Origin of the sequence: Streptomyces sp. SBT349, assembly GCF_001083795.1 — a bacterium.
Classification (GTDB): Bacteria; Actinomycetota; Actinomycetes; order Streptomycetales; family Streptomycetaceae; genus Streptomyces.
Window position 1 is genome coordinate 1 of record NZ_LAVK01000057.1, and the last position, 12,751, is coordinate 12,751.

Annotated in this window: 4 protein-coding genes; all 4 read left to right on the plus strand. The window is 75.7% G+C overall.

What is annotated here, in order from left to right:
- The first annotated feature begins 23 nt into the window (after positions 1-23).
- Positions 24-3,794 carry an SDR family NAD(P)-dependent oxidoreductase gene (locus ADY01_RS09935; protein ID WP_159001084.1) on the plus strand — a complete coding sequence of 1,257 codons (3,771 nt, stop codon included), beginning with the start codon at positions 24-26 and terminating at the stop codon, positions 3,792-3,794.
- A 183-nt stretch (positions 3,795-3,977) separates the two neighbouring features.
- Complete coding sequence (locus ADY01_RS09940; protein WP_049569220.1) at positions 3,978-4,376, plus strand: nuclear transport factor 2 family protein; 399 nt, start codon at positions 3,978-3,980, stop codon at positions 4,374-4,376.
- Positions 4,377-4,740: 364 nt separating this feature from the next.
- Complete coding sequence (locus tag ADY01_RS41525; RefSeq protein WP_049569224.1) at positions 4,741-11,853, plus strand: type I polyketide synthase; 7,113 nt, start codon at positions 4,741-4,743, stop codon at positions 11,851-11,853.
- Between the two features lie 65 nt (positions 11,854-11,918).
- A complete protein-coding gene (locus tag ADY01_RS09950) occupies positions 11,919-12,743 on the plus strand; it encodes a thioesterase II family protein (RefSeq protein ID WP_049569227.1) in 825 nt (274 codons plus the stop codon).
- Positions 12,744-12,751 lie beyond the last annotated feature (8 nt).

A 12,751-nucleotide genomic window follows, 5' to 3' on the forward strand; every position in this document is an offset into this window, starting at 1 on the left:
GTGTGGGGGTTGACTGGTCGGCGGTGTGTGCGGGGGGTCGGCGGGTCGATCTCCCGACGTATCCCTTCCAGCGCGACCGCTACTGGCTGCGGCGCACCTCCGGGGGCGCCGGGGCCATGGGCGAGGCAGGACTGCGCGCCGCCGGGCACGAACTCCTCGGCGCCGCCGTCACGGTGGCGGACGGCCGGGGCGTGGTGCTGACCGGACGCCTCGCCCCCTCGGTACAGCCCTGGCTCACCGAACACCAGGTGGGCGGCGCGGTGCTCCTCCCGGGCACGGCGTTCGTCGACATGGCGATCCGGGCGGGCGACGAGGTGAACTGCGCCAGGATCGAGGAACTCGCCCTCCAGACGCCGCTGGTCATCCCCGAACGCGGCGCCGCCCGCGACCAGGTCGTCGTGGGCGAGGCCGACGAGACCGGATTCCGCGCCTTCTCCGTCTACAGCCGCGAGGACACCGCCTCCGACGTCCCGGGGGAGGAGACCTGGACCTGCCACGCGACCGGCAGCCTGGCACCCGGTGGCGGGTCCTCCGCGGCCGACGTGCTGACGACATGGCCCCCCGAGGGCGCCGAGGAGGCCGAGCTCGGGGACTTCTACCCCAGGCTCGCGGAGTTCGGCACCGTGTACGGCCCGCTCTTCCAGGGGCTCCGCGCCGCCTGGCGACGCGGCGAGGAGATCTTCGCCGAGGTCGCCCTGCCGGAGGGCACCGCCACGTCTGGCTTCGGCCTGCACCCCGCGCTCCTCGACGCGGCGATCCACCCGGTCGCCCTGCGCGTGAGCGACCCCACCGCCGCCGACGAACGGGCCTGGCTCCCGTTCTCCTTCAACGGCGTCGAACTGCACGCCTCGGGCGCCACCGCGCTCCGGGTCCGCATGGAGCCGCTGAGCGGCGGGGTCGACACCATGGCCCTGACCGTCGCCGACGGCGCGGGCCGGCTCGTCGCCACGATCGACTCCCTGGTGCTGCGCCCCATGGCGGCGGACGGGCCGCGGCAGGCGTCGAACGACTCCTACGCGCTGTTCAAGGTCGACTGGGTGCCCGTCTCGGAGCGGGAGAGCGAGCCGGCGTCCAGGACCGCGACCGTGCTGACCGCCGCCGGTCTCGCCGCCCTCGCCGACGGCGAGATCCCGGAACTCGCGATCTGCCCGGTCTCCCCCGACGTGGATGTGCGCGGCGCCATCGACCAGGCGCTCGGCGTCGTGAAGGCATGGCTGGCCGACGAGCGCCTGGACGGCGCCCGCCTGGCCTTCGTCACCCGCGAGGACGTGCCGTCGCACGCGTCGGTGTGGGGGCTGATCCGCTCGGCGCAGAGCGAGAACCCCGGCCGGTTCCTGCTGGTCGACTCGGACGAGGAGGCACCGGCCGCCGAGCGGATCGCCGCGGCTCTGGCCACCGGTGAGACCCAGCTGAGGCTCCGCGGGGACGAGGTCCTCGCACCCCGCCTCGCCCGGGTCTCCACCACCGGCGTCCTCGAACCGCCGGCCACCGGCCCCTGGGGGCTGGCCGTGCGCGGCGCCTCCGGGTCGATGGACGACCTGGAGCTGGTCCCGCTGCCCGAGTCGGCCGGGCGCCCGCTCGCGCCGGGGGAGGTCCGCCTCTCCATACGCGCCGCGGGTCTCAACTTCCGCGACGTGCTGACCGCCCTCGGCATGGTGCCCGCCCACAACGTCACCGCGCTCGGCGGCGAGGCCGCCGGCGTGGTCCTGGAGGTCGGCCCCGACGTCAAGGACCTGGCCCCCGGCGACCGCGTGTTCGGCATCGTCCCCGAGGCGGGCAGCACCGTCGCCACGACGGATCACCGGGTCGTCGTCCCCGTTCCCAAGGGCTGGTCGTTCGAGGAGGCCGCCTCCGTGCCGGTGGTGTTCCTCACCGCCTGGCTGGGGCTGGTCGAACTGGCGGACGTGCGGCCGGGGGAGACCGTGCTGGTGCACGCCGGGGCCGGCGGCGTCGGCATGGCGGCCGTGCAACTGGCCCGCCACCTCGGCGCCGAGGTCTTCGCCACGGCCAGCCCCGGCAAGTGGGAGGTGCTGCGGGGGCTCGGCCTGGACGACGCGCACATCGCGTCCTCGCGTTCGCTGGAGTTCCGGGACGCGTTCCTCGCGGCCACCGGCGGGCGCGGCGTCGACGTGGTCCTCAACTCCCTGGCCAGGGAGTTCGTGGACGCCTCCCTGGACCTGATGCCACGCGGCGGGCGCTTCCTCGAAATGGGCAAGACCGACATCCGCGAGGCGGGCGCGGTCACCGCCGCCCACCCGGGCGTCACCTACCGGGCGTTCGACCTGATGGACTCCCCCCTCGACCAGATGGGGCAGTGGCTGCTGAAGACGGTCGACCTCCTGGAGAGCGGCGCGTTGAACCGGCTGCCCGTCAGGGCGTGGGACGTGCGCCAGGCGCGCGACGCCTTCCGCTTCGTGAGCCAGGCCAAGCACGTCGGCAAGGTGGTGCTGCGCATCCCGCGCGGCTGGGACCCCTCGGGCACGGTGCTGATCACGGGCGGCACCGGAACGCTCGGCCGCCTGGTGGCCCACCACCTGGTGACCAGGCACGGGATCCGCCATCCGCTGATCGTCAGCCGCCGGGGCATGAAGGCCGAGGGCGCCGAGCGGCTGGTGGCCGACCTGACCGCGCTGGGCGCCGAGCCCACCATCGTGGCCTGCGACGTGTCCGACCGGGACGAGGTCGCCGCGATGCTGGCGGCCGTGCCGTCCGACCGGCCGCTGAGCGCGGTGGTGCACACGGCGGGCGTGGTGGACGACGGGGTGATCGGCTCCCTGACGGACGAGCAGATCGAGCGGGTCATCCGGTCGAAGGTGGACTCCGCCGCGTACCTCGACGAGTCGACCGCGGGCCTCGACCTGTCGCACTTCGTTCTCTACTCGTCGGTGTCCGGCCTGCTGGGCGGCGCGGGGCAGGCCAACTACGCGGCGGCCAACGTCATGCTGGACGCCATCGCGACGCGACGCCGCGAACGGGGCCTGCCCGCGGTGTCGATGGCCTGGGGACTGTGGGAGGCGGCCAGCGGGATGACCGCCGACCTCGGCGAGAGCGACCGGGCCCGGGTGGCCCGCGCCGGGCTGCGGCCGATGGCGTCCGACGCGGCGCTGGAGCTCTTCGACGCGGCGCTGGCGAGCGACGAGCCGGTGGTGGCGCCCGTGCAGCTGGACTTCGGCGCGGTGCGCGCCCTCGCGGCCTCGAACGGGGTGCCGCACATGCTGCGCAACCTGGTCAGGGGCCCGGCGCGCAGGACGGCGGGCGAGGCGACCACCGCGGCCGACGCGGCGAAGCTGCGCGACCGGCTGGCGGGCGCGTCCGCCCAGGAGCGGATGACGATCCTGACCAGGCTGGTCAGGGAGCAGGCCGCGCTGGTGCTGGGCCACACCGACCTGGCGCAGGTGGGCGCGGACCAGCCGTTCCGCGACTCGGGCTTCGACTCCCTGACCGCCGTCGAGCTGCGGAACCGGCTCACCGCGGCCACGGGGGTGCGCCTGGCGGCCACCACGGTGTTCGACTACCCCAAGCCCGCCGACCTGGCGGAGTTCCTGCTCGGCGCGATGGTCCCCGAGGAGGACGAGGGGCGGAACGACACCGACCCGTTCGAGGAGCGGCTCCGGAGCGCCCTGGCCCAGACCCCGGTGTCCGCCTTCCGCGACGCGGGCGTGCTGGGCATCCTGAGCCGGCTGGTCGGCCTCGGGGACGAGGCCGGGGAACGCGACGAGGAGCGGGGGAGCGCGGCCTCCCTGGCGACGATGGACGCGGCGGACCTCGTCAGCAGGGCGCTGAACAAGGGCTAGTCGCCGCCCGCCCCGGCACGGGCCCGTCGCGAACCCAGGGCCCGGCTGGGGCGGAACCCCGGCTTTCCGGCCGCCGCCACCCCCGAGAATCGCTGGCGTGGCCACCCAGGACCCCCAGGGCGGGTGGCCGCGCGGGCGCGCCCGCACGGACACCCTCATCCATCAGGAAGGCCAGGAGGAAACATGCCCGATGACGCTCAGCGCAAGGCAGTGGTGCTCGACTACTTCGAGCGGGTCAACGCGGGCGACGTTGACGCGGTGGTCAAGATGTTCTCCCCTACCGCCAAGGTGGCCGACCCCGTCGGCTCCCCGACGGTCAGCGGCCAGGAGGAGCTGCACGCCTACTTCCGCAGGGTGATCAACGAGTTCGGCACCAAGGACGTCCCCGGGAAGCCCTCCGGGGCCCAGGACGGTGCGAGCGTGGCCATTCCGCTCAAGGCCACCATCAACAACCCCCTGGACCCCGCGGGCGGTCGCCTCGACGTGGACGTCATCTGCACGTTCAGGATCGGCGAGGACGGTCTGATCGAGGAGATGAACGCCTACTGGGGCATGAGCGACGTGGCCCCCGCCGCGGGCTGACACCCCCGGGACCGGGCGCGCCCGGCCGCGCGGACCCGGGCCGGAGGGCTGGGGTGGCGGCCGGGGGCGTTCCCCGAGGAGAAGGCCGCCGTCCCGGCAGAGAATCACGGAGAACGATGGAGCGAGGCCCCCTTCCCGAGGCCCCTGTCCCGAGGCACCGCCACCGCCGCGCGGTCCGCTCTCTCGCGTCCCGGAGCGGCGTTCGGCGTCCGCCCCGCGAGCCTTGTCCGGCGCCTCTCCGCCGCGCCGCACGACAGGTTCGACGACGACACCGGGTTCGGCCTCACCGGGAGCCCCCAAGGACACGGCGCACGGCGCTCCACACGAACGAGACCCCGAAGCGGTTCCGAGAGCGGAGTAAGCAATGACCACATCGCCCGAGCAACTCGTCGAGGCCCTGCGGGCGTCGCTGATGGAAGTGGAGAGCCTGCGGCAGCAGAACGACGAGCTCTCCGCCGCCCTCAGCGACCCCGTCGCCATCATCGGGATGGCCTGTCGCTACCCCGGCGGGGTGCGGTCCCCCGAGGACCTGTGGCGGCTGGTCGTGGACGAGGTGGACGCCATCTCCGCGTTTCCCGGCGACCGCGGTTGGGATCTGGACGCGCTGTTCGACTCCGATCCGGAGAGTTCCGGCACCAGTTACGTCCAGGAGGGCGGGTTCGTCCACGGCGCGGTCGAGTTCGACGCCGAGTTCTTCCGCATCTCGCCCCGCGAGGCCCTGGCGATGGAGCCGCAGCAGCGCGTGCTGCTGGAGGCGGCGTGGGAGGCGGTCGAACGGGCGGGCATCGACGCGGCCACGCTCAAGGGCAGCAGGACCGGCGTCTTCATCGGCGCCGGCGCGGCCGGCTACGGCACCGGGCTGGCCGAGATCCCGGAGGAGGCCCAGGGCTACACCCTGACCGGCGTGGCGAGCAGCGTGATCTCCGGCCGCGTCGCCTACACCCTCGGCCTTGAGGGCCCGGCGGTCACCGTCGACACCGCCTGCTCGTCGTCGCTCGTGGCGCTCCACCAGGCCGTGCAGGCGCTGCGCCAGGGCGAGTGCACGATGGCGCTGGCCGGCGGCGTCACGATCATGTCCAGCCCCGGGGTCTTCCAGGAGTTCAGCCGCCAGCGGGGACTCTCCCCCGACGGGCGGTGCAAGGCGTTCGCCGCGGCGGCGGACGGCACCGGCTGGTCCGAGGGCGTCGGGGTCCTGCTGGTGGAACGGCTGTCGGACGCGCGGCGCAACGGCCACCAGGTGCTGGCCGTGGTGCGCGGCTCGGCCGTGAACCAGGACGGCGCCTCCAACGGGCTGACCGCGCCCAACGGACCCTCCCAGCAGCGCGTCATCCGGCAGGCGCTGGAGAACGCCAGGCTGACGGCCGACCAGGTCGACGCGGTCGAGGCGCACGGCACCGGGACGACGCTCGGCGACCCCATCGAGGCCCAGGCGCTGCTGAACACCTACGGGCGGCGCGCCGCCACGGGCCGACCGCTGCGCCTCGGCTCCATCAAGTCCAACCTCGGGCACGCCCAGGCGGCCTCGGGCGTGGCCGGCGTCATCAAGATGGTGATGGCGCTGCGGCACGGTCTCCTTCCCAGGACCCTGCACGTGGACCGGCCGACGCCGCACGTCGACTGGGAGTCGGGCGCGGTCTCGCTGCTGACCGAGTCGGAGCCCTGGCCCGAGACCGGTGAGCCGCGGCGGGCCGCGGTGTCCTCGTTCGGCGTCAGCGGAACCAACGCGCATGTGATCGTGGAGCAGGGCGAGCCCCTGGCACAGCGGCCCGCGACCGCGCCGGCGACCAGCGCCGGCATCGTGCCGTGGATCGTCTCCGCGCGCGGGACCGCGGGCCTCGGCCGGGTCGCCGAGCAGGTCAGGGCGCGCGTCGAGAACAGCCCGGGCCTCGGCGTCCGCGAGGTCGCCGCCGCGCTGAGCGCCCACCGCACGCTGCTGGACAACCGCGCGGTGGTGATCGGCGGCACGAGGAGCGAACTCCTGGCGGGCCTGCGCTCGCTGGCCGCCGGCGAACCCGCTCCGCGGGTCGTGGCCGGCGACGGAGCCGCCTCCTCCCGCCCGGTATTCGTCTTCCCGGGACAGGGCGCCCAGTGGTCCGGCATGGCGCTGGAACTGGCCGGGGCGTTCCCCGTGTTCGACACGGCGCTGCGGGAGTGCGCCGACGCGCTGGCGCCCTTCGTGGACTGGGACCTCAAGGAGCGGCTGGCGGGGGACCTGTCCCGCGTGGATGTGGTGCAGCCGGCGTCCTGGGCGGTGATGGTGTCGCTGGCGCGGCTGTGGGAGTCCTTCGGCGTGGCCCCGGCCGCGGTGGTGGGGCACTCCCAGGGCGAGATCGCCGCCGCCGTCGTCGCGGGCGCGCTGTCCCTGGAGGACGGTGCGCGGGTGGTCGCGCTGCGCAGCAGGCTGATCGCCGAGCGCCTGGCCGGGCGCGGCGGCATGGCCTCCGTCGCGCTCCCCGTGGCCGAGGTCCGCGCCCGGCTGGACGCGGACGGCCACGGGGACGTGCTGGCGGTGGCGGCGGTCAACGGGCCGTCGTCCACGGTGGTCTCCGGGGAACCGGCCGCGCTGGACGCGCTGCTGGCCGCGCTGGAGGCCGAGCAGGTCCGTGTGCGGCGGATCGCGGTGGACTACGCCTCCCACTCCCCGCACGTGGACTCCATCCGCGAGGAACTCGGCACGATCCTCGCCCCGGTGGCCCCTCGCGCCTCCCGGGTCCCCTTCTACTCCACCGTCGAGGGACGGCTGATCGACACCTCGGCCCTGGGCGCCGCCTACTGGGTGCGCAACCTCCGGCAGACGGTGGAGTTCGCCCCGGTCGTCAGCGGCTTGATCGGGGAGGGGTTCGACGCCTTCGTCGAGTGCAGCGCGCACCCGGTGCTCGCGGTCGGCGTGGAGGAGTCGGGCGCCGAGCTCGCGGTCGGCTCGCTCCGGCGCGACGAGGGCGGCCCCGCGCGGTTCGTCACCTCGCTCGCCGAGGCGTTCGTCGGCGGTGTCGGCGTCGACTGGGCCCCGCTGCTCGGCGATCCCGCGGTCGGCGACCTGCCGGGCGACCTGCCCACCTACCCCTTCCAGCGCACCCGTTACTGGCTGGACACCCCGCCCGCCGACGCCCGCGCCGGCGAGTCCGACGCGACGAAGGACCGCTTCTGGGAGGCCGTCGAGCGGGAGGACCTGGAGTCGCTGGCCGACACCCTGGGCCTGGACGCGGAGCGGCTGCGCGGCGTGGTGCCGTCCCTGGCGGCCTGGCGGCGCCGCGCCGACGAGGAGTCCGCCATCGACTCCTGGCGCTACCAGACGGTCTGGCGCCCGGTGGCCGAGCCCGGCACGCCCGCCCTGACCGGCACCTGGCTCCTCGCCGTCTCCGCCGACCGGGTGGACGAGCCCTGGCACGCCGCCGCCGAGGAGGCGCTGCGCGAGCACGGCGCGCGGGTGGTCCGGTTCGCGCTCGACGCCACGGCGGACCGGCATCACCTCGCCGCCGCCCTGGCCGCCGAGGGCGCCGCTTCCCCCGACCTGTCGGGCGTGCTGTCGCTCCTCGCCCTGGACGAGGAGCCGCACCCCGACCACCCGGCCACCGCACGCGGGTTCGCCGCGACGCTGGCGCTCCTTCAGGCACTCGGCGACGTCCCGATCGAGGCACCCCTGTGGTGTGCCACGCGCGGGGCCGTCTCGACGGGCGTCTCCGACCCGCTGACCAGCCCCGTCCAGGCGCAGACCTGGGGGCTCGGCCGGGTGGCCGCCGAGGAGATCCCGGGCCGCTGGGGCGGCCTCGTGGACCTGCCGGCCGCCCCCGAGGACCGGGCCCGCGGCCGGCTGGCCGCCGTGCTGGCCGGGCTCGACGACGAGGACCAGGCCGCCGTCCGGCGCACCGGCGTCTACGGCCACCGGCTCGTCCGCACCGGCTGGGGCGACGGACGCCCGCCGCGGGAGTGGCGTCCGGAGGGCACCGCGCTGGTCACCGGCGGCACCGGCGCGCTCGGCGCCCACACCGCCCGCTGGCTGGCCCGCAACGGCGCCCCCCACCTGCTGCTGCTCAGCAGCCGCGGCGCCGCGGCGCCCGGCGCCACCGAGCTGGCCGCCGAGCTGGCGGCGCTCGGCTCCCGCGTCACCTTCGCCGCGTGCGACATCGCCGACCGGGAGGCCCTGGCCGCGGTCCTGGCCGCGGTCCCCGCCGAACTCCCCCTGCGCACCGTGGTGCACACCGCCGCCGTGCTGGACGACGGGGTGCTGGACTCGCTCACCGTCGATCAGGTGGACGGGGTGGAGCGGGTGAAGGTCCGCGGCGCCGCCCACCTGGACGAACTCACCCGCGACCTGGACCTGTCGGCGTTCGTGCTGTTCTCGTCCTTCGCCGGCAGCTTCGGCGTCGCCGGCCAGGGCAACTACGCGCCGGGCAACGCGTTCCTCGACGCGCTCGCCCGCGCCCGCAGGGCCCGGGGACTGCCCGCCACCTCCATCGCCTGGGGGCACTGGGCCGGCGGGGGCATCGCCTCCGGCGACGCCGAGGAGCACCTGCGGCGCCGGGGCGGCTCCGAGATGGACCCGGAGACGGCGCTCACCGCGTTCCAGAAGGTGCTGGACCGCGACGAGACGGTGGTCGCGCTCGCCCACATCGAGTGGGGCGGCAAGGCCGCCGGCGCCCCCAGCCTGGGCGGCAGGCCGCGCCCCTACCTGCGGGAACTGGCCGATGTCCGCCGGCTCCTCGACGCGGCGGCGCGGGAATCGGACGCCGGGCGGGAGGCCACCGGCGACACGGGCCCCCTGGCCGACCGGCTGTCCCGGCTGCCGGCCGCCGAGCGGGACCGGGCCGTCCTCGACCTGGTCAGCGGCCAGATCGCGGCCGTCCTCGGCCACGGGTCACCCGACGCCGTGGACACGCAACGGCCGTTCCGCGAGCTGGGGTTCGACTCGCTGACCTCGGTGGAGCTGCGCAACCGGCTCGGGGTGTCCACCGGGCTGAAGCTCCCCGCCACCCTCGTGTTCGACCACCCGACACCCCACGCGCTGGCCGGCCATCTGCGCGGTCTGGTGCTCGACGGCGGTGAAGGCGCCGCCGACGCCGCGCGGGCCGCCACCACCCCCGTCGCCCCCGCCGAGGACGACCCGATCGTCATCGTCGGCATGGCCTGCCGGCTGCCCGGCGGCGTGGACGACCCCGACGCGCTGTGGCGGCTGGTGGCCGACGAGAGGGACGCGGTCGGCGGCCTGCCCACCGACCGGGGCTGGGACGTCGGCGCCCTGGTCGAGGCCGGGGTCGACGTCCCCGGCATGACCTACGTCCAGCAGGGCGGGTTCCTGCGCGACGCCGCCTCGTTCGACGCCTCGTTCTTCGGCATCCCCGACCACGAGGCGCTGGCGATGGACCCGCAGCACCGGCTGCTCCTCGAAATGTCCTGGGAGGCGATCGAGCGCGCCTCGGTCGCACCCGGCTCGCTGCGCGGCGAGTCCGTGGGCGTCTTCGTCGGCTCCTTCTCCCAGGGCTACTGGACCGGTCTCCAGGAGGTGCCGCAGGAGAGCCGCCCGCACCTCAACGGCGGCGTCTCACCGGCGCTCGCCGCCGGCCGCATGGCCTACACCCTCGGGCTCGAAGGGCCCGTGCTGACCCTCGACACCGGCTGCTCGTCCTCCTCGGTCGCGCTGCACCTCGCCTGCCAGGCGGTGCGGCAGGGCGACTGCGCGATGGCGCTGGTCGGCGGCGCCTCCGTGCTGGCCAACCCCGCGGTCTCCCCGGGGATGGGCGTCGGCGCCGCCGCCGACGGCCGCTGCAAGTCCTACGCCGAGGGCGCCGACGGCACCGGCTGGGGCGAGGGCGCGGGCGTGCTCCTGGTGGAGCGGCTCTCCACCGCGCGGCGACACGGCCGCCGGGTGCTGGCCGTGATCCGCGGCACGGCGATCAACCACAACGGGGCCAGCAACGGACTCGGCGCCCCCAACGGCCCCTCCCAGCAGCGCGTCCTGCGGCAGGCCCTGGCCAACGCCGGGCTGAGGCCGGACGACATCGACGTCGTCGAGGGCCACGGCACCGGCACCGAGCTGGGCGACGCGATCGAGGCACAGGCCCTGATGGCGGTCTACGGCAAGGACCGGGACGCGGCCCGGCCGCTGTGGCTGGGCACGGTGAAGTCCAATATCGCCCATCCGCAGGCCGCTTCTGGGGTGATCGGCGTCATCAAGACGATCCTGTCGATGCGGAACGGCGTGCTGCCGCGGCTGCTCCACTCGGACGAGCCGTCCAGCCGGGTCGAGTGGCCGCAGAGCGGCGTGCGGCTGCTGACCGAGACCATGCCGTGGCCGGCCACCGGCCGGCCGCGCCGGGCGGGCGTGTCGTCCTTCGGCGCCAGCGGCACCAAGGTGCACGTCATCCTGGAGCAGCCGGAGGAGGACACGGCACCCGCCGCGGCGCCGCAGGCGGGCGACCGGCCGCTGCCGGTGGCGCTGTCCGCGCAGGACGAGGTCGCGCTGCGCCTCCAGGCGGCGCGGTTGCGCGCCTGTCTGGAGGCCAGGCCCGAGGCGGCGCTGGCGGATGTGGCCTGGACCCAGGCGGTGGGCCGGACGGCGTTCTCCCACCGGGCCGTCGTCCTCGCCGAGGACCGCGAGACGCTGGTCCGGGGACTGGGCGCGATCGCCGACGGCGCCGACCACCCGTCGGTGTGCGCGGGGCGGGCCCCGACCGGGGAGCGGCCGGTGGCCTTCCTGTTCACCGGCTCCCGGCCGGAACCGGCCGACGTGGCCGCCCTGTACGCCGCGCACCGCCCGTTCGCGGACGCGCTGGAAGCGGTGTCCGCGCACCTGGACCCGCACCTGACGCGTTCGGTGCTCGACCTGCTGCTCGGCGACGCGGGAGAGCCCGCGCCGGAGCACGGCTCGGAGCTCGCCGCGGCCGCGTCGTTCGCCGTCGAGTACGCCCTGTTCCGCCTGGTGCGGGAGTGGGGCGTGCCCGCCGCCTCGGTCGGCGGCCGGGGCTCGGGCGCGGTGGCGGCGGCGCTGGCCGCCGAGGCGCTGGAGACGGCGGACGCGGCGGCGCTGGTGCTGGCCCTGGCCCGCACCGGGGGCGCGCCGGGCGACGCGGTCACCGTCGCGTGGCGGCCGGCGGCCGTGCCGGTGACCTCCCCGGTCACCGGGGAGGTGGTCGGCGACGAGGAGCTGCGCTCGGCCGCCTTCTGGGCGGAGGCGTGGGCCGCCCCGGGCGAGGCCGCCCGGCCCGTCGCCGCGAACGCGGGTCTCCCCCTCCTGCTGGGCGGACGCCCCGGCCCCGCCGACGATGTCGTGGCCCTCGCCGCCAAGGGAACGCGCCCGGAACTGGGCCTGCTGACCGGGCTCGCCCGGCTGCACACCAGCGGCGTCCCCGTCGCCTGGCGGCAGGTGTTCGCGGGCGTGCCGGCCGGCCCCGTGGAGCTGCCGACCTACCCCTTCCAGCGCAAGGGGTACTGGCTGCGCACGCCGCTGGCAGGACTCCCCGGCACCGTCGTCGCCGGCTGACCCACTCAGTACCGGCCCCGGGCGCACCGCGCCGCCCGGGGCCGCCGAAGGAGCGAGCAGAGCCCATGACCTTCGCCCAGGACACGAGCGCCCAGTGGATACGCGGGTTCGGCAAGGAGTTCGACGGCGGCCGGGTGCGCCTGGTGTGCTTCCCGCACGCCGGCGGCGCGGCCTCGTTCTACTACCCGCTGGCCGGCCGCCTCGGCGGTGAGGGCGGCGTCGCCGAGGTGCGGGCCGTGCAGTACCCGGGCCGTCAGGACCGCCGCCGCGAGGCCCCGTTGACCACCATCGAGGCGCTGGCGTCCCGTGCCGTCGAGGAGGTGCGGCGTCTGAACGACAAGCCGCTGGTGCTGTTCGGCCACAGCATGGGCGCCGTGATCGCCTACGAGGTCGCCCGCCGGCTGGAACGGGAGAGCGGCCCCCGGCCGCTCGGCCTGATCGCCTCCGGCCGGCGCGCGCCGTCCGTGCACATCCCCGACGACGTCCACCGGCGCGGGGACGGCGAACTGATCGACGCGCTGCGCGAACTCAGCGGCACCGCGAGCAGCCTGCTCGACGACGAGGAGGTGCTGCGGATGATCCTTCCGGCGCTGCGCGCCGACTACCGTGCCGTCGAGAGCTACCGGCACCGGCCCGGCCCCGAACTCGCCTGCCCGGTCACCGCCCTGGTGGGCGTCGACGACGGGCGCGCGCCGCTGGAACAGATGCGACCCTGGCGGCGCCACACCACCGGCGCCTTCGACCTGCGGGTCTTCCCCGGCGGCCACTTCTACCTCACCGAGCAGTGGACGGCCGTGGCCGACGCGATCCGCGCGAGTGTCGGCGCCTTCGAGGAGGCGGCCGGGCTCACCGTCGGAGGCGGCGCCCAGGCCAGCCCCCCGCCCGCCTGACCTCGCCG

Coding starts and splice junctions, on each gene's coding strand:
- ADY01_RS09950 (WP_049569227.1), top strand. CDS start 11,919: ATGACCTTCGCCCAGGACACGAGCGCCCAGTGGATACGCGGGTTCGGC.
- ADY01_RS41525 (WP_049569224.1), top strand. CDS start 4,741: ATGACCACATCGCCCGAGCAACTCGTCGAGGCCCTGCGGGCGTCGCTG.
- ADY01_RS09940 (WP_049569220.1), top strand. CDS start 3,978: ATGCCCGATGACGCTCAGCGCAAGGCAGTGGTGCTCGACTACTTCGAG.